At 74.0% G+C, this 23,290-nt stretch carries 18 protein-coding genes; 8 read left to right on the forward strand and 10 right to left on the reverse strand.

Translation table 11 applies throughout. The features are described 5' to 3' along the window. The first annotated feature begins 127 nt into the window (after window positions 1–127). Window positions 128–1,762: an FAD-dependent monooxygenase gene (locus ABZ172_RS11210; RefSeq protein WP_356882751.1), complete on the forward strand. Its 1,635-nt coding sequence runs from the start codon at window positions 128–130 to the stop codon at window positions 1,760–1,762. Between the two features lie 47 nt (window positions 1,763–1,809). Here the strand turns inward: ABZ172_RS11210 and ABZ172_RS11215 are convergent, their stop codons facing one another. Then, window positions 1,810–3,333: an alpha/beta hydrolase gene (locus tag ABZ172_RS11215; protein ID WP_356882589.1), complete on the reverse strand. Its 1,524-nt coding sequence runs from the start codon at window positions 3,331–3,333 to the stop codon at window positions 1,810–1,812. Window positions 3,334–3,563: 230 nt separating this feature from the next. Here ABZ172_RS11215 and paaK point away from each other — a divergent pair, with 230 nt between their 5' ends. Continuing rightward, on the forward strand, window positions 3,564–4,853 hold the full coding sequence (paaK, locus tag ABZ172_RS11220) for a phenylacetate--CoA ligase PaaK (protein ID WP_356882591.1): 1,290 nt from the start codon (window positions 3,564–3,566) through the stop codon (window positions 4,851–4,853). Window positions 4,854–5,278: 425 nt separating this feature from the next. Here the strand turns inward: paaK and ABZ172_RS11225 are convergent, their stop codons facing one another. The 3 genes from ABZ172_RS11225 to ABZ172_RS11235 form a co-directional block, all read right to left on the reverse strand. Next, window positions 5,279–6,220: a class F sortase gene (locus ABZ172_RS11225; protein ID WP_356882593.1), complete on the reverse strand. Its 942-nt coding sequence runs from the start codon at window positions 6,218–6,220 to the stop codon at window positions 5,279–5,281. Between the two features lie 94 nt (window positions 6,221–6,314). Further along, a complete protein-coding gene (locus ABZ172_RS11230) occupies window positions 6,315–6,812 on the reverse strand; it encodes a sortase (RefSeq protein WP_356882595.1) in 498 nt (165 codons plus the stop codon). An 869-nt stretch (window positions 6,813–7,681) separates the two neighbouring features. Next, window positions 7,682–9,181 (reverse strand): acyl-CoA synthetase, encoded by a 1,500-nt coding sequence (locus ABZ172_RS11235; RefSeq protein ID WP_356882597.1) that lies wholly within the window; start codon window positions 9,179–9,181, stop codon window positions 7,682–7,684. Window positions 9,182–9,619: 438 nt separating this feature from the next. Here ABZ172_RS11235 and ABZ172_RS11240 point away from each other — a divergent pair, with 438 nt between their 5' ends. Together ABZ172_RS11240 and ABZ172_RS11245 are read left to right on the forward strand one after the other, a co-directional pair. Next, entirely contained in the window at window positions 9,620–11,494 is a 1,875-nt protein-coding gene (locus tag ABZ172_RS11240) for a serine hydrolase (RefSeq protein WP_356882599.1), read from the forward strand. 28 nt (window positions 11,495–11,522) lie between these two features. After that, window positions 11,523–12,167, forward strand: a complete 645-nt coding sequence (locus ABZ172_RS11245) for an SIMPL domain-containing protein (protein WP_356882601.1) — start codon at window positions 11,523–11,525, stop codon at window positions 12,165–12,167. Between the two features lie 274 nt (window positions 12,168–12,441). Here the strand turns inward: ABZ172_RS11245 and ABZ172_RS11250 are convergent, their stop codons facing one another. Both ABZ172_RS11250 and ABZ172_RS11255 read right to left on the reverse strand, forming a co-directional pair. Continuing rightward, window positions 12,442–14,016, reverse strand: a complete 1,575-nt coding sequence (locus ABZ172_RS11250; protein WP_356882603.1) for an NAD(P)/FAD-dependent oxidoreductase — start codon at window positions 14,014–14,016, stop codon at window positions 12,442–12,444. A gap of 154 nt (window positions 14,017–14,170) precedes the next feature. Then, window positions 14,171–16,417 (reverse strand): serine/threonine-protein kinase, encoded by a 2,247-nt coding sequence (locus ABZ172_RS11255; protein ID WP_356882605.1) that lies wholly within the window; start codon window positions 16,415–16,417, stop codon window positions 14,171–14,173. A 302-nt stretch (window positions 16,418–16,719) separates the two neighbouring features. Between ABZ172_RS11255 and ABZ172_RS11260 the strand changes: the two genes are divergently transcribed. After that, window positions 16,720–17,160, forward strand: a complete 441-nt coding sequence (locus tag ABZ172_RS11260; RefSeq protein ID WP_356882607.1) for a hypothetical protein — start codon at window positions 16,720–16,722, stop codon at window positions 17,158–17,160. Between the two features lie 6 nt (window positions 17,161–17,166). On the opposite strand, the gene ABZ172_RS11265 is transcribed toward ABZ172_RS11260, so the two are convergent. Beyond that, window positions 17,167–18,324 (reverse strand): methyltransferase, encoded by a 1,158-nt coding sequence (locus ABZ172_RS11265; RefSeq protein WP_356882609.1) that lies wholly within the window; start codon window positions 18,322–18,324, stop codon window positions 17,167–17,169. A gap of 69 nt (window positions 18,325–18,393) precedes the next feature. After that, entirely contained in the window at window positions 18,394–18,606 is a 213-nt protein-coding gene (locus ABZ172_RS11270) for a hypothetical protein (RefSeq protein WP_356882611.1), read from the reverse strand. Between the two features lie 211 nt (window positions 18,607–18,817). Here ABZ172_RS11270 and ABZ172_RS11275 point away from each other — a divergent pair, with 211 nt between their 5' ends. After that, a complete protein-coding gene (locus ABZ172_RS11275; RefSeq protein WP_356882613.1) occupies window positions 18,818–19,630 on the forward strand; it encodes an endonuclease in 813 nt (270 codons plus the stop codon). A 9-nt stretch (window positions 19,631–19,639) separates the two neighbouring features. On the opposite strand, the gene glsA is transcribed toward ABZ172_RS11275, so the two are convergent. Continuing rightward, on the reverse strand, window positions 19,640–20,992 hold the full coding sequence (gene glsA, locus ABZ172_RS11280) for a glutaminase A (protein ID WP_356882615.1): 1,353 nt from the start codon (window positions 20,990–20,992) through the stop codon (window positions 19,640–19,642). A gap of 52 nt (window positions 20,993–21,044) precedes the next feature. Further along, window positions 21,045–21,341 (reverse strand): hypothetical protein, encoded by a 297-nt coding sequence (locus ABZ172_RS11285; protein ID WP_356882617.1) that lies wholly within the window; start codon window positions 21,339–21,341, stop codon window positions 21,045–21,047. A 134-nt stretch (window positions 21,342–21,475) separates the two neighbouring features. On the opposite strand from ABZ172_RS11285, the gene ABZ172_RS11290 reads away from it, so the two are divergent. Then, window positions 21,476–22,591 (forward strand): chemotaxis protein, encoded by a 1,116-nt coding sequence (locus ABZ172_RS11290; RefSeq protein ID WP_356882619.1) that lies wholly within the window; start codon window positions 21,476–21,478, stop codon window positions 22,589–22,591. 111 nt (window positions 22,592–22,702) lie between these two features. Further along, entirely contained in the window at window positions 22,703–23,206 is a 504-nt protein-coding gene (locus tag ABZ172_RS11295; RefSeq protein ID WP_356882621.1) for a hypothetical protein, read from the forward strand. The last annotated feature ends 84 nt before the right edge of the window (window positions 23,207–23,290 follow it).

The following is a 23,290-nucleotide window of genomic DNA, read 5'->3' on the forward strand; positions in this document are numbered from 1 at the left end:
GAACGCCGGTACGGGCGGCGCGAGATTTATGAACCGTTCAGGTGAGGACTCGTCCGAAGCCCGGCCGGAGGCCCCCGGCGAGGGCATGAACACCACGTCCGTCCACGCGTCCGAGCTGGAGCAGCAGATGAACGAGAACGCCGATCTCCGCGTACCGGTCCTCATCGTGGGCGGGTCCCTGGTGGGCCTGTCCACTTCCCTCTTCCTGAGCCGGCTCGGAGTCCGCCACCTGCTGGTGGAGAAGCACGGGAACACCTCGACACACCCGCGGGGACGCGGGAACAACGTCCGCACGATGGAGGTGTTCCGCACCGCGGGTGCGGAGCCTCTGATCCGCGACGCCGCGTCCGTCCTGGCGGACAACCACGGGATCCTCCAGGCCGGGTCGCTCACCGGGGACGACCAGGAGTGGCTGTTCAAGGAGATCGACCCGGGCGGCGGGCTCGCCCGGTTCAGCCCGAGCGGCTGGTGCCTGTGCAGTCAGAACGACCTGGAGCCGGTGCTGGTGGACCATGCACGGTCCCAGGGAAGCGAGTTGAGGTTCTCGACCGAGCTGCTCTCCTTCGAGCAGGACGCGGACGGGGTCACCGCCGTGGTGAAGGACCGGGAGACCGGGGAGCACACGACGGTGCGCGCCGACTACCTGGTCGCGGCGGACGGCCCCCGCAGCCCGGTGCGGGAACAGTTGGGCATCGGCCGGACGGGACCGGGCGACCTCTTCCACAACGTCAGCATCACCTTCCGCTCCCGCCGGCTCGCCGACGTGGTGGGCGACCGGCGTTTCATCGTCTGCTACCTCACCACCCCGGAGGCGGACGGTGCGCTGCTGCCGGTGGACAACGTGGAGCGGTGGGTGTTCCACGCCCCGTGGCAGCCCGACCGGGGCGAGACGCTGGAGGACTTCACCGACGAGCGGTGCGCGGAGCACATCCGCAGGGCGGTCGGCGCGCCGGACCTGGACGTCGAGATCACGGGCAAGGCGCCCTGGCACGCCGCCGAGCGGGTCGCCGAACGGTACGGCGCGGGCCGGGTCTTCCTGGCGGGCGACTCCGCGCACGAGATGTCCCCCACCGGGGCGTTCGGTTCCAACACCGGGATCCAGGACGGGCACAACCTGGCCTGGAAGCTGGCGGCCGTGCTCGACGGGTCGGCGGGGCCCGGGCTGCTCGGTACGTACGAGGCGGAGCGGCTGCCGGTGGCGCGGGCCACGAGCGCGCGGGCCTCGGCCCGTTCCGGCGAGCACAGTCACCCGGGGTACGCCGGATCGCCGGGGCCGGGCGGCGGGCGCAAGGGCGGGATGCTCACGGTCGCCCTCGGATACCGCTACGTGCGGGGCGCCGTCCTGGGGGTCGATCCGGCCCTCCCGGTGGTTCCCGAGGGCATGGGACTGAACGGCGAACCCGGCACCCGGGCACCCCACATGTGGCTGGACCGGGCGGGCGAGCGCGTGTCGACCCTGGACCTCTACGAGACGTCCTTCGTGCTGCTGTGCGACGCCCGGTTCGACGGATGGGGTGCGGCTGCGGAGCGGGTGGCGAAGCGCCTGTCGGTGACCTTGCCCGCCCTGCGGATCGGTCCCGCGGCGGAGGCGGACCTGGAGCCCGAGGACGGCGCTGACTGGGCCGCCTCCCACGGCACGTCGGCCGAGGGCGCGGTCCTGGTGCGCCCCGACGGATTCGTGGCCTGGCGCTCCGAGGGCGCCGCGGCGGACCCGGAGGAGACGTTGTACGAGGTCATGACGGCCCTGCTGCACCGGGGCTGAACCCCGGGCGGCGCCGGCGGGCCCCGTGGTGGGGCCCGCCGCATCCGTCAGCCGATCCCGAACGATCCGAGTGCCGCGAGGAACGCCGTCGGGTTCTCGGCGTGCACCCGGTGGCCGGCGTCGACGGAGAGGTACCGGCCGCCGGGTATCCGCCCCGCCATTTCGGCGAGTTGCTCCTGGTCGACATGGCTGCGGGAACCGCCGACGACGAGGGCGGGGGCCGTGATCTCCCCCAGCCGCTCCCGGTGTTCCGGGTCCGGGTCGTTCAACTGGGCGTCGATGGACGGTACGACCTCCCGGTCGAATCCGGGCTCCTGCGGGAGTCGTGCGGCCGGCGGCCGGGGCGGGTCGCAGGGGAGCAGGGTGGGGACGTCCTCGAGCACCAGCGCCCCGATCAGCGCCGGGTGCCTCTCGGCGAGCAGCAGTGCCGCCGCGCCGCCCATGGAGTGCCCGATGACCGTCGCGCCGGACAGGTTGCGCGCCTCCAGGAAGGCGTGCAGGTCGTCCCGGAAGAGTTCGAGGGAGTAGCGGCCCGGCCAGTCGCTGAGGCCGTGGCCCCGGAAGTCGAGGGCGTACACCCGGTGGCGGTCCGCGAGCCGTTCGGCGATCGCCGTCCAGTCGAGGCTGCTCCCGCCGCGGCCGTGCGCGAGGACGACGGGCGGGGCGGAGGGGTCGCCCCAGGTGCGGTGGGCGAGCCGGATCCCTCCCGCCTGGACGCTGCTGACGGCGGGATCGAGGAAGGCGGCGACGGCGCGGGCGAAGTCACCGGGGCCGTCCATCCAGGGGAAGTGGCCGGCGCCGCGCTGGACGACGAACTCGGCCCGGGGGAAGAAGGCCGCGAGTTCCGCGGCGCGGTCGGGGGTCGGGCCGCCGTCGTACTCGCCGGCGAGGACGAGCACGGGCACCGGCAGTTCCCGGAGCGCGGCGACCGTGGCGGCGGTGTCCGGGCCGCCGCTCGACGGGTAGTAGTGGGCCGCGCCCACGGCGTTGCGCTGCGCCGGGGACGCGGCGGCGTGCGCCCGCGCCGCGGTGTCCCAGCGTCCGTACATGAACGGCCTGATCCCGGCCCAGGCCTCGGGGGTGGCGCGGCCGGCCTGGATCTCGTCGAGCGCCGCCCTGGCCTCGGGGTACCAGGGCAGGCCGGCGCGCAGCGCTGCGGCGTCGCGCCGGTCCCGGTCGGTGGCGGGGAGGCCCAGCGTGGCGGTGGCGGGGGTGACGAGGACGAGGGAGCGCAGCCGCTGCGGATACCTGGCCGCGTAGAGCGCGGCGAGCTCCCCGGCGGCGGAATGGCCCAGCACGTCGGCCCGTTCGAGGCCGAGGTGCGCGCGGAGCGCCTCGACGTCGTCGACGAGCCGGTCGATCCGGTAGGCCGACGGGTCCTCGGGGACGGCGGATTCCCCGGTGCCGCGCAGGTCGAGCAGGACCAGCCGGCGGAACCGGGACAGGCCGCCCAGGTCGCCGAGGTAGCGGGCGGCCCGCAGGGGGCCGCCGGGCAGGCAGATCAACGGTTCCCCCTCGCCCACCAGGTGGTAGGCGAGTTCCGTTCCGTCGTACGTGCGGAAGATCGGCATGGCTGTCATCCAAACAGGCCGGACGGCCCGCCGCGGCTGCGTACGCCCACAGCGAATCGGGGGACCGCGGTGTCCTCCCGGGCCCGCGCTCCGGGTGGCACGCGGGCCCGGGCGCCCGAAGTTGTCCACAGGCAGCACCACCCCCCTTGCCAGAACCCCTCACCTCCTGAATTACTGCTCCCAGGAGGCGACCGAATGGTCGGTCGCCGGTCGTCGAGGGGATGATCCGTATGACCGTGCTGCTGGACGCCGGCGAGCGGCTCGGCCGCGACGAGCTCGAATCCCTGCAGCTGGAGCGGCTGCGGGCGACCCTGCGGCACGCCTACGACAATGTCGGCTTCTACCGTGCGGCCTTCGACACGGCGGGGCTGCGGCCCGAGGACTGCCGGACGCTCGCCGACCTCGCGCGCTTCCCGTTCACCGTCAAGGCGGATCTGCGGGACAACTACCCGTTCGGGATGTTCGCCGTTCCCGAGGACCGGGTGCGGCGGATCCACGCCTCCAGCGGCACGACCGGCCGGCCCACGGTGGTCGGGTACACCGCGCGGGATCTGGACACCTGGGCGGACGTGGTCGCCCGGTCGATCAGGGCGGCGGGCGGACGCCCGGGCCACAAGGCCCATGTGGCCTACGGATACGGCCTGTTCACCGGCGGTCTGGGGGCGCATTACGGGGCGGAGCGCCTCGGCTGCACCGTCGTTCCGGCCTCCGGGGGCATGACGGCGCGCCAGGTCCAGCTGATCCAGGACTTCCGTCCCGAGATCATCATGATCACGCCTTCGTACATGCTGACCCTGCTCGACGAGTTCGAGCGCCAGGGCGTCGATCCGCGTACGACCTCCCTGAAGGTGGGCATCTTCGGCGCCGAGCCGTGGACCGAGCGGATGCGCGGCGAGATCGAGGAGCGGTTCGCCATCGACGCGGTCGACATATACGGGCTCTCGGAGGTGATGGGCCCGGGTGTCGCGCAGGAGTGCGTGGAGACCAAGGACGGCCTGCACATCTGGGAGGACCACTTCTACCCGGAGGTCGTCGACCCGTTCACCGGCGAGGTCCTGCCCGACGGCGAGGAGGGCGAGCTGGTCTTCACCTCCCTCACCAAGGAGGCCATGCCGGTGATCCGCTACCGCACCCGGGACCTGACGCGGCTCCTCCCGGGCACGGCCCGCGTCTTCCGCCGGATGGAGAAGGTCACGGGGCGCAGCGACGATCTGGTGATCCTGCGCGGGGTGAACCTCTTCCCCACCCAGATCGAGGAGATCGTGCTGCGGACCCCGGGCGTGGCCCCGCACTTCCAGCTGCGGCTGACCCGGGAGGGGCGGCTGGACGCACTGACCGTGCGGGCCGAGGCACGGACCGGTGCGACGACGGCCGAGCGGGAGGCGGCCGCCCTGTCGATCGCGGCGGCGGTGAAGGACGGGGTCGGTGTGAGCGTCGGGGTCGAGATCGTCGATCCGGAGACGCTGGAGCGGTCGGTGGGGAAGATCAAGCGGATCGTCGATCTGAGGGAGGGCCGCTGAGGGACGGCCGGAGGGACCCGAGCGGGGGCGAGGGACGGGGACGGGGACGGGGGGCGAGGGACGAGGACGGGGCGGACGGCGTGGGGCGGCGCGGGCGCCGCGATGCGGTCAGGGCGTGGGACGTGGTCAGACGTTCAGGGCGTGGCGGGCGTAATGAGGGAGCCAGGTTGTGGGGGGGGCGACGAGGCGGACAGCGCGTGAGGGCGTGATGAGACGTTCAAAGCGTGGGGGCATGATGAGGCGCACGGCGCAGGACGGACGGCCTGAGTGACGCGGTCGGCGCGCGCGGGGGCGCCCCGTGGCGGGCAAGGCGTGGGGCGGACTGCTCGGGGCGCCGGGACCGGGCGGGCGGGGCGCCGGGACCGGGCGGGCGGGGCGCCGGGACCGGGGCGGAGCGGCGCGGGGCGCCGGGGCTGGTGACGCGGTCAGCGCGTGGCGGTCAGGGTGGCGAAGACCACCACGTTGCCCCGGTAGCCCGACTTCTTGTCGTAGTCGCCACCGCAGGTGATCACCCTCAGTTCGGGCCGGTTGGAGGGGCCGTAGACCTTGCGGTCCGGGAAGGACTTCTTGTCGTAGGTCTCGACGGCATAGACCGTGAACACGGCGGTGCGACCGTCGGCGCGGACGATCTCGACGACGGCTCCCCGGCGGAGTGATCCGAGCCGGTGGAACACACCGGGCCCGAGACGGGTGTCCACGTGTCCGGCCGCGACGGCTGTGCCCACGGCGCCGGGGACCGTTCCCCCGGCGTACCAGCCGGCGAGCACGGGGTTGTTGTCGGGTGGCGGTTCCAGGGCCCCGGTGGCGTTCAGCGCGAGCTTCATCATGGGTGCGTCCACGGTGAGCGCCGGGATCCGCAGCCGGAGCGGGGTGGAGGGCGCGAGGGGGGATACGGCCGGCCGGGGCGAGGCAGCGGCGCGGCCGGGCTCCGGGCCGGCCGGAGCGGGACCGGACGTGCGGTGCTCCCCGGAGGACGGCTGCACGGGGCTCGCCGACACGGGACCGGCCGGCAGCGGGCGCAGCGGGGCCGGGCGGACCGGCGGCAGGGACAGCGGCGCCGGGCGGACCGCGGGTCGGCCGACGTAGACGGGCCCCTCGGGCACGGGGCGCTCCGGGGCCAGGTAGGCGAGCGCCCGGGCGGGTCCCGCGGGGCGCGACCCGGTGGCGACGGCCGGTGCGGGGTCCGTGGTCCCGGCGGGCGCGACGGCCGGTGCGGGGGCCGCGGTCCCGGCGGTCGGCGGCGGGGGCGGCCGGTCGTCGCGTGTTCCGCTGATCACCAGTGCCGTGCCGGCGACCAGCGCCCAGACGAGGTGCTTGACCGCGGGGAACGGCTGGCCCGGTGTGCTGGTCGTCTGCCCGGTTTCCATCGCATGTGCCTCTACTTCGCGGCGTGTGGGGACGGTGCGTCCGCGGGCCCGGGCCGGTGGATCTCCTCCGGGCCCGCGGACCGGACTCGTACGTTCAGGAACGGGCGCCTGCGGTCCTGCGGCGCACCCTCACCACTCCCCCGGCCGCCGCAGCCGCGAGGAGGGCGCCACCCGCGGCGAGCTGGGTGCTCTGGCCGGTGGGAGCCCCGAAGCCGGCGTCGACGCCGCCGGTGGGGGCGCGGTCGACGATCCGGTAGGTGTCCGTCATCTTGATCCGTGGCGGGCACTTCACGGTGACCGTGTCGGTGCCCGGACGGGTCCCGGCCGGGATGTCGAACACGCCGACGAGAACCCCGGCCCGGTCCCCCGCGAAGAGGTGGAAGGCCCCACCCGCCTCGGACGTGCCCTTCCCGTAGCTCTCCTTGCCGCAGGCTCTGGTGCTGACGGTGACCTGTGAGCCCGGTGGCGCCTTCTTCGGGCTGATGTGAACGGTCTGTTCGGCCGAGGGATCGGCCGCGTCCGCGGCCGGTGTCGCCAGGGCGAGCATGCCCACGGCCAGACAGATACCCGCACCGATGCGTGTGTTCCGCATGTGGTTCCTCCCACGGGAGCAGGGTCCGGCCCGTCTGCGCGGCACCTCTGCTGTGCTCCGTCACCGAGGCAACCGACAGTCCGTCACCTGCGCAACACGGGATCCCGACCCCCGCGTCACCCGCCCGGGTCCGGCCCTCGGGGGACGGAGGACCGTTTGCCCAGGTCATTCGAGGCGGGCGTCGCGGGTGCCGAACTGAGGAACACTCATGCCCACGGCGGCGAACGGGCTAAGGCTCCCGCGGTGCCGGTTGCCGCGGTGGGCCGATGTCCGCCATGCCGCGGTCCGGTTGCCGCAATTCTCCGTCGCCGGAGGGCCGTTGCGCGCGGCGGTTCCACTGGGGGGCGCGGTCACCGAGGGTGCCACCGCCCACCTGAAGCACACGGCCGAGCGGGAAGACCTGACCGCCGACGAGGCCACCCAGCAGATCGCGGACCGCACCGCCACCCGCGCCGGCGCCGTCCGGCTGCGGCCCGCCGGCGATGTCACCGGGAGGACCGGCAGCCGCGTCCATGCCGGTCCCGCCGGACACCCGTTCGACCTGCGCGCCACCTGGTCCCGACACGGCCCACCGGGTCCGGGGCCGGCGGGCCGTCCGTGGGTCTGCGCTCGTGCCGCCGCCCGGCGCGGAGGGATCGCACCGGCTCCTGCCTCCAGGAGGTACGCCCGCGTGGACCCGGCCGCCGCTGTGGATACGACACCGCCCGGACGCGGGCTCCCGGCCGTCCCCGCGCGGACCGGTCTGCGAGGCAGCGCCTCCCCGGGCGTGGGACGGGGCCCGGCACGGGCCGTCACGGCGGCTCGTCCCACCCCGGGGACGGTGGGTGCGGCGTGGGCGGGGATGGTTGCCGGTCAGGCTCCGCACCGGATCAGGAGAAGCGGTCGCGCAGCTCCCGCTTGAGGATCTTTCCACTGGCGTTGCGTGGGAGCTCCTCGACGAAGAGGACCTTCTTGGGTGCCTTGAAGGGGGCGAGTTCCCCTCGGGCGTGCTCGATCAGCTCCGGCTCCGTGGCCTCGCCCCGCAGGACGACGACGGCGGTGACGGCCTCGATCCAGCGTGGGTCGGGCAGCCCCACCACGGCGGCCTCGGCCACCGCGGGGTGTGTGTAGAGGGCGTCCTCCACCTGGCGGGAGGCGACGAGCACACCGCCCGAGTTGATGACGTCCTTCACCCGGTCGACGACCGTGAAGTACCCCTCGGAGTCGCGCACGGCGAGGTCGCCGGAGTGGAACCATCCGTCGCGGAAGGCTTCGGCGCTCTCCTCCGGCTTGTCCCAGTAGCCCCGGCACAGCTGGGGCGAACGGTAGACGACTTCGCCGGCCGTGCCGTCCGGCACCTCCGCGCCCCGCTCGTCGACCACCCTGGCCTCGACGAAGAGCACCGGACGCCCGCAGGAATCCATCCGCCCCTCGTGCTCGTCGGGGCCGAGCACCGTGGCGAGCGGCCCGATCTCGCTCTGCCCGAAGCAGTTGTAGAACGCCAGATCCGGCAGCCGTTCACGCAGGCGCTCCAGGACGGGGACCGGCATGACCGAAGCGCCGTAGTACGCCTTGCGCAGGGCTCCGAGCTCACGGGTCGCGAACTCGGGGTGATGGGCGAGACCGATCCAGACGGTCGGCGGTGCGAAGATGCTGTCCGCCCGCCCGGCCTCGACGAGGTCGAAGATCCGGCCGGCGTCCGGGGCGTCGAGGAGCGTGTTCTCGGCGCCGACCGCGAGGTACGGCATCAGGAAGACGTGCATCTGCGCGGAGTGGTACAGCGGCAGCGCGTGGACGGGCAGGTCTCCGGCACGCAGGTCGAGGGCCGTGACGGCGCTCACGTACTCGTGGACCAGCGCTCCGTGCGTCATCATCGCGCCCTTGGGCCGGGCGGTGGTTCCGGAGGTGTAGAGCAGCTGGACCAGGTCCTCGGCGCCGGGTTCGCGTTCGGGGGTGAAGGGCCGCGGGGTGCCGAGGTCCGCGAGCAGGGAGTCCGGTGCGTCGCGCAGCGGCCGGACGGCGTGGCCGGCCGGGACGCGCGGTGCGAGATCCGGGTCGGTGAGGACGAGAGCGCTGCCGGACTGGCCGAGGATGTAGGCCAGGTCCTCGCCGGTGAGGTTCTGGTTGACCGGCACATGGATCAGCCCGGCCCGGGCGCAGGCCAGGTAGGCGATGAGGTACACGTCCGAGTTGTGCGCGTAGGAGGCCACCCGGTCACCGGGGCGGAGGCCGTGAGCGGCGGTCAGCACGGCGGCCGCGGTGCTGACCGCCTCGTCCAGGGCCGCGTAGGTCCAGGACCGCTCGGCGTACCGCAGGGCGGTGCGTCCGGGCGTGCGCCGTGCGCTGCGCGTCACGACTCCGTCGACTGTGCTGCTCCGTACACCTGTCATGGCGTGATCCTGGGTGTCGGGTGGCCGGGGGTCAAGGGTGGGGGATGCCTGTGTCGTCCCGTCCCGGAGGGCCCGGGGGACGCCGCCGGGCGCGCCGTGCCGGCCCTGCGGGACGGGTTCCGGCCGGGGGCACGGCGCGGGAGCCGACGGCACGGTACCGGAGGGGCGGAACGGTTCCGGGGCCGGCGGCACGGTACCGGGCGGTTCCGTGGCTGCACGGTTCCGGTCGGCGGACGGAACCGGCGGACTGATCCGGCGCACTGAGCAGTCCCGCCGGATCGCGTGCTGACGTTCCGTCATTTCTTTGTTCCGTCAGGGGCCCCCACGAGCGGCCCCGGTGACAGTAATCTCTGCTTCGGCAGGAAGTTTCATCACCGTACGAGATTTCGAAAGTTACTTTCGCGCAGGTGCTTTCGGCGTGAGGGGAAGGGGTTCCGGATGGCCGGTGACGTGTCGGGACGGGGAATGAGCCGTCGGAGGGCGGGCGGCGGGATACTGGCGCTGGGCGGAGCACTCGCTCTCGCTCCGATCCCGTTCGCGGGTGCCGCGGGAGCGGCGTCCGGTGCCGAGCGGGGTGCGCGGTCGCCGGGCGGCGGAGCCCCCGGCACGGCATCGGGAACCGGGACGGACATGGGATCAGGGCAGGGCCGGCCGACGCTGCGTCGCGGGTCGGCCCGGCGTGCGGGTCTGCTGCCGGACCAGCTCGACCTGCTCGTCGGCGATGCGGAGACGTACCTCGCCGACTCCCCCGCCCACCCCTGGTACGCGGGTGCGGTCCTCCTCGCCGGCCGGGGCGGGACCGTCGCCCTGCACCGTCCGATCGGGCATGCGGTGCGCTACGCGGCGTACGACGAGACGACCGACACGGGGGTGGAGTTCCCGCCGGACCAGCAGATCGCGATGGCCGAGGACACCGTCTTCGACCTGGCCTCCGTGTCCAAGCTGTTCACCTCGATCCTCGCCGTTCAGCAGATCGAGCGCGGCGCACTGGAACTGGAGGCCCGCGTCACCTCCTACCTCCCCGAGTTCGGAGGGGGCGGGAAACAGGACGTCACGGTGCGTCAGCTGCTCACCCACACGTCCGGCTTCCGGGCCTGGATCCCGCTCTACAAGGAGCCGACACGGGAGGGGATGCTGCGTCTGATCTGGAAGGAGGCACCGGCCTCGGCTCCCGGCACGGCGTACCTCTACTCCGATCTCAACCTGATCTCCTTGCAGCTGATCCTGGAGAAGATCACCGGCCGTACCCAGGACGTCCTGCTCCGCGAGGAGATCACCGCTCCGCTCGGGATGCACCGCACCCGGTACAACCCGCCCGCCTCGTGGAAGCCGAAGATCGCGGCGACCGAGGACTGCCGGCTGCCCTGGTCGGGGCTGGAACGCGGACTGGTCTGGGGCGAGGTCCACGACGAGAACGCGTACGGTCTGGGCGGGGTGGCGGGGCACGCGGGGGTGTTCTCCTGCGCCTGGGACCTGGCCGTGCTGGCGCGCACCCTGCTCAACGGGGGCGTCTACGGCAGGTCCCGGATCCTGTCCGAGGAGTCCGTGGAGCTCCTGTTCACCGACTTCAACACCGCCTTCCCCGGCGATGCGCACGGACTGGGCTTCGAGCTCTACCAGCACTGGTACATGGGGGCGATGGCTACCCCGCGCACCGCGGGGCACACGGGTTTCACCGGTACGAGCCTGGTCCTCGACCCGACGACCGACTCCTTCCTGATCGTGCTGGGCAACTCCGTCCATCCGGTGCGCACATGGCGTTCGGGCAGTGCCCCGCGCCTCGCCACGGCCGACCGGATGGCACGCGCGGTGCCCGTCCGCCCGGCACGGGGCCGTACCGCCTGGTTCTCCGGCATGGCGAGCGCCACCACCGCGACGCTCACCCTGCCCGCACTGCGCCCGGTCTCCTCGCGCACCTCGCTGAGCTGCGCCCTCTGGTGGGACACGGAGCCGGAATCGGACGTACTGCGTCTGGAGGCCTCGTCGGACTCCGGAGCGACCTGGCGGCCGGTGCCCTTCACCACCGCGCCGGAGCGGGGCAGCGGGTCCGGAGAGCCGGTGCCCCGTCCGGACGGAACGGTGTCCGGCTGGTCGGGCCGCGTCTGGCACCGGGCCGAGGCCGACCTGAAGTCCTGGCGGGGCACGGAGGTGCGTCTGCGTTGGCGGTACGTCACCGATCAGCGGTACGTCGGACGCGGCGCCTACCTGGACGAGGTCCGGGTGGAGGACGGCGGCCGGACGCTCTTCGACGGCGACCGGCCCCGCGACGCGGGGCGCATCGAGGCGACGGGCTGGACCGTTTCCGCGGATTGAGCCGATCCCGGCTGGTTGGATGACCGGTATGAACGGAACCCAGTCCATAGACAGCCCGTGGGGCGTGTCGGTGTTCGGAGCGGCGAGCGTGGACGCCGCTCCGGACCTGGCGCGTCTGCGCCTGGCGATCACGCAGACCGAGAACAAGCCGGGCGAGGCGTTCGCCGCCACCCGGACCGGAGTGAACCGGATCCGTGAGGCCCTGCGCCGGCACGGGGTGCCGGACACGGCCGTCTCCACCTCACGGCTGAACCTGTCGTCGCAGTGGAGCTACGGCAGCGAGCGCACGTTCGTGGGTTACGAGTGCACGGCCTCCTTCGTGATCGAACTGCGGGATCTGGACGCCCTGGAGACGGTGCTCGTCGACGTGGTGGACGCCGGGGCCAACGAGGTCAGGGGTGTCGAGTTCGATGTCCACGCGAAGGCGGAACTGCGCGCCCGGGCCCGCACGGCGGCCGTGACCGCGGCCCGGGAGAAGGCGGCCCTGTACGCGGAGGCGGCCGGAGCGCGCCTCGGGCCCGTGATCCACATCGCGGACGTCGACGCCGAACAGGTGCAGAACTACCGCGGCCACAGCGGTCGCCATGACGGTGACGGCGAGGGCGACCTCACCCCCGGCAGGGTGACGGTCTCCGCCGGGGTCGTCCTCGGCCTCTCCCTCATCGGCGGCTGAGACCGCACCCCCGAGGGCGTGCACGGGCCCGGGGAGCGGGTCCCCGCACGCCCTCGTGCCGGGAGCGAGCGACCGGGGCGGTCGCGGGCGGATCGTACGTTCCGGAGCGCGGCCCCGGAAGCCGGTGGCACGGGCCGTACGGATCACATCGATCGCACGGATCACGCGGATCACATCGATCTCACGGGTCGCACCCCACAGGCGGAGGGCGTAAGGCCGTAGGGGCTCAGCCCGCGGGCCTCCCGCCGGGAGGGGCGGACGGAAGGGACGGCGGTCAGCGGCCCAGCGCCGCCATGGCGGCGTTGTGGCCGGGCACCCCGCTGACCCCGCCCCCGCGGACCGCGCCGGCTCCGCAGAGCAGGACGTTGGTGTGTGCGGTCTCCACGCCCCAGCGGCCCGTCTCCTCGGTGGCGTACGGGAAGGACAGGTCCCGGTGGAAGATGTGGCCGCCGGGCAGCCTCAGGTCACGCTCCAGGTCCAGTGGGGTCTTCGCCTCGATGCACGGCCTGCCGTCGGCGTCGAGCGCGAGGCAGTCGAGGATCGGCTCCTCCAGGTGCGCGTCGAGTTCGGCCAGCGTCGCCGTGAGCAGCGCGTCGCGCGTCGTCGCGTTGTCGGCGGTGAACAGCCGGGCGGGGGTGTGCAGACCGAACAGGGTGAGGGTCTGGTAGCCGCGGGCGGCGAGGTCGGGACCGAGGATCGAGGGGTCGGTCAGCGAGTGGCAGTAGATCTCCGACGGCGGGGCGGTGGGCGGACGTCCGGCGGCGGCCTCACGGTAGGCGGTGGCCAGTTGTCCGTACCCCTCGGCGATGTGGAAGGTGCCGGCGAACGCCCGGTGCGGGTCGACGGACCGGTCGCGGAGCTGCGGCAGCCGCGTGAGCAGCATGTTCACCTTCAGCTGGGCGCCTTCCGCGGGCGGCGGCGGCTCCTCGCCGAGGAGGGCTGCCAGGGCCTGCGGCGAGGCGTTGACCAGGACCCGGCGTGCGCCGATCACCTGCTCTCCGTCGGGTGTGCGGACGGTGACCTCGGCGTGGGTGCCGTCGGTCTCGACGCGGGTCGCCTCGTGCCGGACGCGGATCTCGGCGCCCGCCGCGCGGGCCGCTCCGGCCAGGGCGTCGGTGAGCGCGCCCATGCCGCCGACCGGGACGTCCCAGTCGCCCGTGGAATTGCCGATCACGTGGTAGAGGAAGCAGCGGTTCTGGAGCAGGGACGGGTCGTGGGCGTCGGCGAAGGTGCCGATCAGGGCGTCGGTGAGGACGACGCCGCGGACGAGGTCGTCGGCGAAGTTCTCCTCGACGGCGACGCCGATCGGCTCCTCGAACAGGGTGCGCCAGGCGTCCGTGTCGTCGAGGCGCGTCCGCAGGTCCGCGCGGGACGGTAGGGGTTCGGTGAGGGTCGGGAACACCCGCTCGGCGACCCGCTGGGTCATCCCGTAGAAGCGCTGCCACGCTTCGTACTCCCGGTCGTCGCCGGTGAGCGCGGTGAAGGAGTCCCGGGTGCCCGCGCCGCCGACGAGCAGCCCGGTGGGCCGGCCGCCGCGCACCGCCGGGGTGTACGAGGAGACGGTGCGCTTGCGGACCGCGAAGTCCAGGCCGAGCTCGCGGACGATCTTCTGCGGCAGCAGCGAGACGAGGTAGGAGTAGCGGGAGAGCCGCGCGTCGACCCCGTCGAAGGGCCGGGTCGACACGGCCGCGCCTCCGGTGGTGCCCAGACGCTCCAGGACCAGGACGCTCTGTCCGGCGCGGGCGAGGTAGGCGGCGGCGACCAGGCCGTTGTGACCGCCGCCGACGACGACCGCGTCGTAGGAGGTGCGTGCGGGGGTGCCGGCGGGGGGTGTCTCGTGTGCGGACATGCTCCTTCGTAACACGCGCCGGCCGTCCCCCGACAGGGGCGCGGACCGTCGCGGGCCGTCCGCGGGCAAGGGGCGCGGACCGCTGAGAGCCGTGCCCGGGGCGCGGGGCGGCCCGGTCTGACGCCCCGTGCCGCCCTCGCGTGCGGCAGGGCGTTCAGGGCGCCGATCCCTCGCGCAGCCGGCGGAGGTCGGCGGCCCTGCGGTAGACGTCGGCGGCCTCGGCGCCGCGGCCGAGCTGCTCCAGGCAGTGCGCCTGGTCGTTGCGGCTCGCGAGGGTGTCCGGGTGGCCGGCGCCCAGGGTGCGCTCGCGGATCTCGGCGACGGTGCGGTAGTCGGTGAGCGCGTCGGCCCAGCGGCCCAGCCAGCCCAGGCCGACGGCCACCTCGCGGCGGCTGACGAGCGTGTCCGGGTGCTCGGGGCCCAGGGTGCGTTCCCGGAGCGCGCAGACCTCGCGCGCCTCGGCGAGCGCCTCGTCCCAGCGCGCCAGCCGGCCCAGGCTGACGCCCAGGCCGTGCCGGGCGCGGAGCGTCTCCGGGCCGGTGGGGCCGTCGGCCCTGGTGCGGTCCTCGACCAGCTCGCGGTAGAGGTCGAGGGCCTCGGCGCCGCGGTCCAGGCGTCCGAGGCTGATGCCCACCTCGTAGCGCGCGGAGAGTGTGTCGGGGTGGTCGGCGCCGAGGGTGGCGGCGCGGGCCTCCACGACCTCGCGGTAGGTCTCCAGGGCTTCGGCCCAGCGGTCCAGCCGCCCCAGGGTGCAGGCCACTTCGTACAGCGTGGCGAGGGTGTCCCGGTGCGTCGGCCCGAGCAGGCGGGCGCGGTCGTCCGCGACCTCCCGGGCCATGCGGTACGAGTCCTCCGGGCGGCCCAGCCGGCTGAGGTTGAAGGCCAGGTTGTGGCGGCAGCGCAGGGTGTCGGGGTGGTCCGGCCCCATGGAGCGTTCGCGTGCGGCGAGCACCTCGGCGTAGATCTGGTGGGCCTCGAAGTGCCGGTCGAGCTGGCCGAGGACGTACGCGGTCTCCTGCCGGGCCGCGAGGGTCTCGGGGTGGTCGGCTCCCAGGGTGCGTGCGCGGCCCTCGGCGACCCGGCCGAACGCGCGGAGCGCGTCGGCGGGATGTCCGGTGCGGCTGAGGCTGAATCCGGCCTCGTACCTGCTGGCGAGGGTGTCGGGGTGGTCGGGGCCTAGCAGGTGTTCGCGTTCGGTGGCGACCGCCCGGTGCACCTCGACGGCTTCCTCCCAGTGGCCCAGCCGCCCCAGGTTGAGGCCCGCGCTGTGCCGGCCGGCGAGGGCGGCGAGCACGGCGGGGGTCGGCGCGGGGCGTTCCGGTCCTGGGCACGGGGCACCGCCGGTACCGGTCCGACCGGTCCCCGTGGTCCAGGTGGCGGTCAGCACGGTGGCCTGTTCGACGGCGGCCCCGTCGGCGTCCTCGGTGGCGGTGACCGGGTGACCGGCGGTCATGTCGCGGGCCCAGGAGGGAAGTCCGGGGGTCCCTTCCTCGGGGCGGGGCTCCGGGACGTGCGGGGCGGGGTGGGCCCGCACGTCCTGCGGCTGTCCGGCGGCGCGTCCGTGGGCGATGCGCCGGCGCAGGTCGCCCGCGTCGGCCGGCCGCTCCTCGGGGGTCTTGGCCAGCAGGTCCAGGACGACCTCGTCGAGGAAGCCGGGGAGGCCCTCGCGGTGGGTGCGCGGCGGCCGGGGCGCGGTGTCGCGGTGTCCGACGAGTACCGACCAGGCGTCCTCCATGTCGAACGGCGGTACGCCCGTGGCGATCTCGTAGAGCACACAGCCCAGGGAGTAGAGGTCGCTGCGGTGGTCGACCTCCTCGCCGCTGATCTGCTCGGGCGACATGTAGTGCGGGGTGCCCATGGCGACGCCGTTCCCGGTGAGGCGGGAGCTGACGCCGATGTCGTGGCCGAGCCGCGCGATGCCGAAGTCGCAGATCTTCACCGTGCCGTCGTCGAGCCGCATGATGTTGGCGGGCTTGAGGTCCCGGTGCACGATGCCCTGCCGGTGGGTGTAGCCGAGGGCGTCGGCGACCTGGTCCGCGATGTCGACGACGTCGGCCACCGGCAGCGGGTGCTGTTCGTTGTCCTCCAGGAGCTGGCTGAGGTTGCGCCCTTCCAGGAGCTCCATGACGAGGTAGAGGACGCCGTCCGACTCACCGAAGTCGTGGACGACGGTGACCCCGCGGTGCTGGAGCGCCGCCGCCACCCGGGCCTCGCGGCGGAAGCGTTCCCGCAGTACGCGGGTGAAGGCCTCGTCGTGCTGGGGCCCCATCGGTTTCAGGCACTTGACCGCCACCTGCCGGCCCAGGGACTCGTCGCGCGCACGCCACACCTCGCCCATGCCTCCGCGCCCGATCAGATCGAGCAGCCGGTACCGGCTCTGGATCAGCCTGGTGTCCGCCATCGCCTGGTGTCGCCCCCGTTGTTCCGCTGTTCCGCCGTCCGTGCCGTCGCATCCGCCCCGGACCGTCCAGTATGGCTGCCCGTCCGCGGAGTGGGTACGGGGCCGGGCCGGGGACCGCGTCCCCGTCCGCGCGGAGTGCCGGAACGGCGGACGCCTCCGCCGCCGTGCCGCGGTGCGGCCGCGGCCCCGGCGGGTCGTGGTGCCGGGCACCGCCGTGCCGTGAGGATCACGGCTCGTAGGATGGCGTCCCGCACGGTCACCCGCACACCGCGGCCGCGCGTGTTCCGGGGAGGGGTGGGGCTGTGCCCCGTTGGGGAATGGTCGTCGAACAGAACCTCGGGTACGGCCGGCAGGGGCGGATGTGGTCGGTCGGCGTATTGGGCCACGTGGAGGGGACGCGCGAGGAGGCGCTCGCGGCCCTCCGGGTGCGGGCCGAGCGCTTCGAGCCGGTCCACCCGGCGAACCCGAAGCGCCGGACGCTGTACCGGGAGGCGGACGGCTTCCTGCTGGTCCTGGAGGGGGTCTGGCAGCCCTGGCACTGCCGGTTCTCGGTGGCCGAGCAGGTGTACGACAGCGCGGCCCCCGAGCCGGCCGCCGCGGAGCCGGAGGTGCCGGCGCAGCGGACGGAGATGGCGGACGCGCCGCAGCGGGCGGAACCCGCGCCGGAGCCCGGTCCCCCGCCCGCCTGGGACGCCGGGGTGCCCGAGGTGCCGTCCTGGCTGGGCCGGGACGACCTCCCCTGACCCGGATCAGCGCTTGACGGCCCGCAGGACGACGAACTTCGGGTCCCCGGCGACGGTCACGCAGTTGCCGAAGATCCGGCGGAGCTGGGTGTGGTAGCCGAGGTGGCGGTTGCCGACGACCCACAGTTCGCCGCCCTGGCGCAGCGAGGTGCGCGCCCCGTGGAACATGGTGCGGGCGGTGGCGTCGGTGACCGCCTGGTGCGAGTGGAACGGCGGGTTGCACAGGACCAGGTCCACGCTCGCCGGGGCGATGCCGGTCATCCCGTCACCGACGAGGAACCGGGCCTCGGCCTCCGGTCCGGTGTTGTCGCGGAAGGTCGCCTCGGCGGAGGCGACGGCCTGGTACGACTCGTCGACGAAGGTGACGGCCGCGCCCGGGTTGGCGAGTGCGGCGGCCAGGCCCACCACTCCGTTCCCGCAGCCGAGGTCGACGACCCGGTCGGGCCCCGTCCGGGCCGGGAGGTGTTTGAGGAAGAAGCGGGTGCCGATGTCCAGACGCTCGGCGCAGAAGATCCCGGCGTGGTTGGTGACGGTACGGCCCGCGACCGTCCCGGTGTCGTCCGGCAGGTCGTAGCGGTACGGCCAGGGGCTGGGGGTCCGGGGCAGCGCGGGGTCCGGGGTGCAGTGGATGAGCCGCGCCTTCTTCACCGCGAGGGAGGTGCGGGTGGGCCCGATGATCCGCTCGAACAGCTTGAGGGTGGAGGTGTGGATCTCCTTGACCATGCCGGTGCCGACGACGACGGTCCCGGCGTGCACGGCGGGTGCGAGCCGGTGGAGCTGGTCCTCCAGGAGGGCGAGGCTCTTGGGCACCCGTACGAGCAGCAGGTCGACCCGCTCCGGCGGCGCGTCGCGCACCGACAGCAGGCGCACGGAGCCGGGGTCGGCGCCGTTGCGCAGGAGGTTGGACCGGGTGGCCTCCCGCGCGAGGTACGAGTCGGTGATCTGGACCGGGTGGTGGGCGGCCAGCGCTGTGGTGAGGGCGCCCCAGCGGTCCCCGAGCACGGCGACGGTGCCGGACGGACGGATCGGCTCGCTCCCCTCCGCCCCCTCCAGCCGCCGCAGCAGGTACTCGTCGGCGGCGTCCCACGCACGGAGGGGATCGCGCGGGTTCGCGGGATGGCGGGCGAGATCGAATTCGCCCTGTGACGTCGTCAAACGGTTCATATGGCGTTCAGGCTAGCCGAGGGGCGGGGAGCGCCTCGCGCACTCCCCGCCCGTGGGGCCGGCCCGGTGCTACGGGAGCCGCTTGTCCATGGCGGAGCGGCCCTCCTCCGAGAGCCTGCGCTGCGCCCATTCCAGGCTCTCGGGGGTCAGGTCCCGCCCGGAGGCGAGCACCAGGTCCTCCGGCGTGGGCTGGTCGTTGCCGCCGGTGTGCAGCAGCCGGTCGGGGGTGACGCCCCGCACGTCCTGCGCGGACACGAATGGGGATTCGGGCTCTTCGCTCATACCGCCTCCTCGTCCTTGCGGCAATTCTCGCGCCGGGCCCGCGTGCGCGCATCCGATGCCCGGGGAGGGGCGGACGGACCGGTCACTTGACTTGCACATGATGAATACGCATCGTTCACACGACCGGCACCCTGCGTGTGGAAGGCTCCCGACGGAACAGCCAACGCCCGGCCCTCACGACACCGTTCCGTCACCCGGAGAGGACACCCCCATGTCCAGTCGTCGCCGTTTCTACGCGCGTCCACTGCTCGCCACCGCCGCCTCGATCGCCGTGCTCACCGCCGTCGCGTCCGCCGCACCGGCCGCCACCCCGACGGCGGGCGCGGCGGACACCGCCCTCGACGACACCTACTACCAGGACGCCCTCGGCAAGACCGGCACCGCGCTCAAGAGCTCCCTGCACACGATCATCAGCGATCAGACCAAGCTCTCCTACAGCCAGGTCTGGGACGCCCTCAAGGCGACCGACGAGGACCCGGCGAACTCGTCCAACGTGATCCTCCTGTACAGCGGCCGCTCCCAGTCCAAGAACGAGAACGGGGGCAACACCGGCGACTGGAACCGGGAGCACGTGTGGGCCAAGTCCCACGGCGACTTCGGCACCTCGACCGGCCCCGGCACCGACATCCACCACCTGCGCCCCGAGGACGTGCAGGTGAACTCCGTCCGCGGCAACAAGGACTTCGACAACGGGGGCAGCGCCGTCTCCGGAGCGCCCGGCAACTACACCGACAGCGACTCCTTCGAACCGCGCGACGCGGTCAAGGGGGACGTGGCCCGCATGATCCTCTACATGGCGGTGCGGTACGAGGGCGACGACGCCTTCGCCGACCTGGAGCCGAACGACCGCGTGAGCAACGGGTCGGCCCCGAACATCGGACGGCTCTCCGTGCTGAAGCAGTGGAGCCAGGAGGACCCGCCGGACAGCTTCGAGAAGAACCGCAACGACGTCATATTCGACCGGTTCCAGCACAACCGGAACCCGTTCGTCGACCACCCCGAGTGGGTCGAGGCCATCTGGTAGGCCGGCGGCTCAGTCCGGACCGGCCACGGCCCACGCGCAGTGCTCGGCGGCTTCCTCTCGGGAGCCGAAGCGCGGCAGGTCCTGGCCGGTCCGCTCGCGGATCCGGGCGGGATCACCGAGCCGGCCGTCCGGATCGACGACGGCGGCGCGCCGCCCCTCCCGGACGAGCCGGGCGAGGCCCGCGTGCAGCAGGGCGAGGGCGTCGGAGTCGGCGCCGGTGACCTCCCGCAGGTCGAGCACCACCGGGCCGGCGTCCGGCGAGCCCGACTCGTCGAGCGCGTACAGCACGCGCTCGGCGGCCGTGGAGTCGAGGGCGCCCTGGGCGGCGACGACACCCACCCGTCCGTGCAGCGCGCGCTCGCGCCGGCCGGACGGCGCCGAGGGCAGCACATCGGCGGTGGTGACCAGGGTGACGGTGGAGCCCGGCAGTGCGGGGTTCCGCATGAGGTGGAGCCCGAGGTGCTCCGAGAGCGCGCCGAGCGCGGCGCGGCCGCGCACCGAGGTTCCCGTCGCGTCCAGGAGCGGGCTGTAGGCGGCCAGGCCGAAGCGGGCCGGGCCGGCGGCGAGCAGCCCGCCGGAGACACCGCTCTTGGCGGGCAGGCCGACGCGGAGCAGCCAGTCGCCGGAGGCGTCGTACATCCCGCAGGTGGCCATGACGGCGAGGACCTGGGCCGCCACCCCGGGGGAGACCACCCGCTCCCCGGTGACGGGGTTGACCCCGCCGTGGGCGAGGGTCGCGGCCATCACCGCGAGGTCGACGGCCGTGGCCCGCACGGCGCACTGCCTGAAGTAGGTGTCCACCGCCGCGACCGGGTCGACGGGCAGGGTCCCCGCGCTGCGGATCAGATAGGCGAGCGCGCGGTTGCGGTCCCCGGTCGCGGCCTCGGAGCCGTAGACGTCCTCGTCCACCTCCAGTCTCCGTCCGGCGAACCGGCTCAGGCAGGTCAGGATGCGCCGGAACGCGGGCTCCGCGGGGCTGTCGGGGATCAGGGCGGTGGTGACGATGGCGCCGGCGTTGACCATCGCGTTGGCCGGCCGGCCGGTGCCGGGCTCCAGGCTGATGGCGTTGAACGCCTCGCCGCTCGGTTCGGCGCCCACCCAGCGGCTCACCTCGTCGAGGCCGAGCGAGGCGAGCGCGAGGGCGTGGACGAAGGGCTTGGACACCGACTGCAGGGTGAAGGGGGTGTCCGCGGCGCCCGCACCGTAGGCGTGCCCGTCCATGCTCACCAGGGCGATCCCGAAGTCGTCCGGATCGGACCTGGTCAGCTCCGGGATGTAGTCGGCCCGCCGGCCCTCGCGCACACCGGCGAAGCGTGCGTGAAGGTCGTGCAGCGCGTCGGTGACGGCGTCCGACGCGCTCACGCGGCGCCCGCCGGACGCCGCGCGGCCCCCGCGGGGAACCGCCCCCGCCCCGTCATCCGGCCTCGTCGCCGGAGATCTCGCGCAGCGCGGCCTCGCGCTCGGGGCCGAGGTCGCCGTGCGGGAGCTCGACGCCGCCGGCCGGCAGCACCTCGCCGACGCGGCCGGGCACCTCGTCCGGCGTGAGCGGGAACAGCGCCGGCGGCCCGGACGTCACCCGGCGTCCGGCCCCGGTGTCGACGGCATCGTCGACGATCTCGAGGGCTCCCTCCCTCAGGAGGGACTTCAGGGCCGTCCCGACGTTCTCCGCGCCGTCGGCCGTCCGGCACTTCCCCACGGTGAGCGTGGACATCGCGTACACCTCCGGAACGGTACGAACAACTCGCCCATATTAGGATCAAAAGGTATGAATTGACTCGTCGAGCGACCCGCTCCGCACCAGGGGGCGGCCCCGGCACCGCGGACCCCGAACCCCCGGAGGGAACGATGGACACGGACGCGCTGACGCCCGCCCTGTTGCAGGAACTTCGCGCGACCCGGCCCTATCCGGCCCTGTCCCTGACGATGCCGACCCACCGCCGCGCACCGGACAACGCCCAGGACGCCGTGCGGCTGCGGAACCTCGTCGCCGAGGCCGGCAGCCGGCTGGACGCCGACCCCCGGGTGACCCGCGAGGCCCGCGACGCGGTGAAGGCACAGCTCGACCGGGCGGTGGCCGAGGTGGACCAGCGCCGCGCCCTGGAGTCACTGGTCGTCCTCGCCGACGCCGGGGAGTACCGGATCTGGCAGCTCCCGCGCACCACACCGGAGCGGGTGGTCCTGAGCGACAGCTACCTCACCCGCAATCTGGTCGCGGCGAAGGCGGGGGCGCGTGCGTTCTGGGTCCTGAGCCTGTCCGCCGAGCACGCCGCCCTGTTCTCCGGCACGGGCGAGGGGCTGCGCCCCGAGCGGAGGGACGGCTTCCCGCTCACCGCCCCGCACGAGGCGCCGAACCCGCAGCGCGAGGAGCGGATCGGGGACACCCCGAGCACGTACAGCAGCGAGGACGCCCGCACCTTCCTGCGCACCGTCGACGACGGGCTGCGCGCGGTCCTGGCGGCCGATCCGCGCCCGCTGTTCCTGGTGGGCCCGGCACCCGCGCTCTCGCTGCTCGACGAGGTCGGCGAGAGCGCGAAGCGGGCCGTGGGCAGGACCGCGAAGGGCACGACGGCGGCCACCACCGCGCCCGAACTGCTCAGGGAGCTGGGCCCCGCCCTGGCCGACTGGCGGGAGCAGACCGCCTCCCGGATCCGGCGCCGGCTGGACGACGCCCACGGCAGCCGCTCCTTCGCCGGCGGGCTCGACGAGGTGTGGCTGGCCGTCCGGGAGGGCCGGGCCGGACTGGTCGCGGTCGAGGAGCACTTCGACGAGACGGTCAGGGTGACCGACGGCCACCTGGAGCCCGTGGGCCCGGAGTCCGCCACGGGCGGGGACGGGCACGTCCGCGAGGACATCGTCGACGAACTCGTCGAAGCGGCACTGGACAAGGGCTGCGAGGTCGCCTTCGTGGCGGACGGCTCGCTGGCGCACCACGGGCGGCTGGCGGCGGTCCTGCGTTTCTGACCGCGTGTCCCTGCGTGAGGATTATGTGAACACTGTCTAGGTTTGGCACTCCGAAGCCGATCCCACCACGTCGATCTCACCGGTCGCGTCGGGCACGAAGGAGAGCCAGTCATGGACCGATTCAGGCGCGCGTCGGCGGCAGCCCTGCTCACGGCGGTGGTGCTCGCCGGAGCGGCGGGCGGGGCCGCGGCGTCGTCCGGCGTCCCCGCACCGCCGTCCGGGGAGCGCGCCCAGGACCTGGCCACGCGTCCGGCCCTCTCCGCCCACGCGACCGCGCGCACGGTGGCGGCCTGGGAGGAGTTCCGTGTCCACGGCTCCGCCAGGAACATCGCCTCCGGCACCCCGGTCACCCTCCAGCAGCGGCAGGGCGACCGCTGGGTGGCGCTGCCCGCCACCATCAGGACGGCGCCGAGCGGCGCGTACAGCATGCGGGTGAAGCTCGGTATGACCGGCGAGAACACCCTGCGGGTCGTCGGCGGCGGGGCCGTGTCCCCCGTCGTCCGGACCGTCGTGGCCCCGGCGGCAGCCCCGGCGGCGCCCACCGCCGAGCCCGCCGGTCCGCTCGCCGAGGCACCCTCCGGCCCGGTCGCCGACACCCCCGCAGCGGTGAACTGAGCACCCGCTCCCCCGTGTTCCGGCCGGGGGGGGGGGGCCCGGCCCGGCCCGGCGGGGGGCTGGAGCCGGCCGCCCCCCCCGCCC

This window comes from Streptomyces sp. NPDC006296 (genome assembly GCF_040613235.1).
In the GTDB taxonomy this organism is placed as follows: Bacteria; Actinomycetota; Actinomycetes; order Streptomycetales; family Streptomycetaceae; genus Streptomyces.

Coding starts and splice junctions, on each gene's coding strand:
- ABZ172_RS11210 (WP_356882751.1), top strand. CDS start 128: ATGAACGAGAACGCCGATCTCCGCGTACCGGTCCTCATCGTGGGCGGG.
- ABZ172_RS11215 (WP_356882589.1), bottom strand. CDS start 3,333: ATGCCGATCTTCCGCACGTACGACGGAACGGAACTCGCCTACCACCTG.
- paaK (WP_356882591.1), top strand. CDS start 3,564: ATGACCGTGCTGCTGGACGCCGGCGAGCGGCTCGGCCGCGACGAGCTC.
- ABZ172_RS11225 (WP_356882593.1), bottom strand. CDS start 6,220: ATGGAAACCGGGCAGACGACCAGCACACCGGGCCAGCCGTTCCCCGCG.
- ABZ172_RS11230 (WP_356882595.1), bottom strand. CDS start 6,812: ATGCGGAACACACGCATCGGTGCGGGTATCTGTCTGGCCGTGGGCATG.
- ABZ172_RS11235 (WP_356882597.1), bottom strand. CDS start 9,181: ATGACAGGTGTACGGAGCAGCACAGTCGACGGAGTCGTGACGCGCAGC.
- ABZ172_RS11240 (WP_356882599.1), top strand. CDS start 9,620: ATGGCCGGTGACGTGTCGGGACGGGGAATGAGCCGTCGGAGGGCGGGC.
- ABZ172_RS11245 (WP_356882601.1), top strand. CDS start 11,523: ATGAACGGAACCCAGTCCATAGACAGCCCGTGGGGCGTGTCGGTGTTC.
- ABZ172_RS11250 (WP_356882603.1), bottom strand. CDS start 14,016: ATGTCCGCACACGAGACACCCCCCGCCGGCACCCCCGCACGCACCTCC.
- ABZ172_RS11255 (WP_356882605.1), bottom strand. CDS start 16,417: ATGGCGGACACCAGGCTGATCCAGAGCCGGTACCGGCTGCTCGATCTG.
- ABZ172_RS11265 (WP_356882609.1), bottom strand. CDS start 18,324: ATGAACCGTTTGACGACGTCACAGGGCGAATTCGATCTCGCCCGCCAT.
- ABZ172_RS11270 (WP_356882611.1), bottom strand. CDS start 18,606: ATGAGCGAAGAGCCCGAATCCCCATTCGTGTCCGCGCAGGACGTGCGG.
- ABZ172_RS11275 (WP_356882613.1), top strand. CDS start 18,818: ATGTCCAGTCGTCGCCGTTTCTACGCGCGTCCACTGCTCGCCACCGCC.
- ABZ172_RS11285 (WP_356882617.1), bottom strand. CDS start 21,341: ATGTCCACGCTCACCGTGGGGAAGTGCCGGACGGCCGACGGCGCGGAG.
- ABZ172_RS11290 (WP_356882619.1), top strand. CDS start 21,476: ATGGACACGGACGCGCTGACGCCCGCCCTGTTGCAGGAACTTCGCGCG.
- ABZ172_RS11295 (WP_356882621.1), top strand. CDS start 22,703: ATGGACCGATTCAGGCGCGCGTCGGCGGCAGCCCTGCTCACGGCGGTG.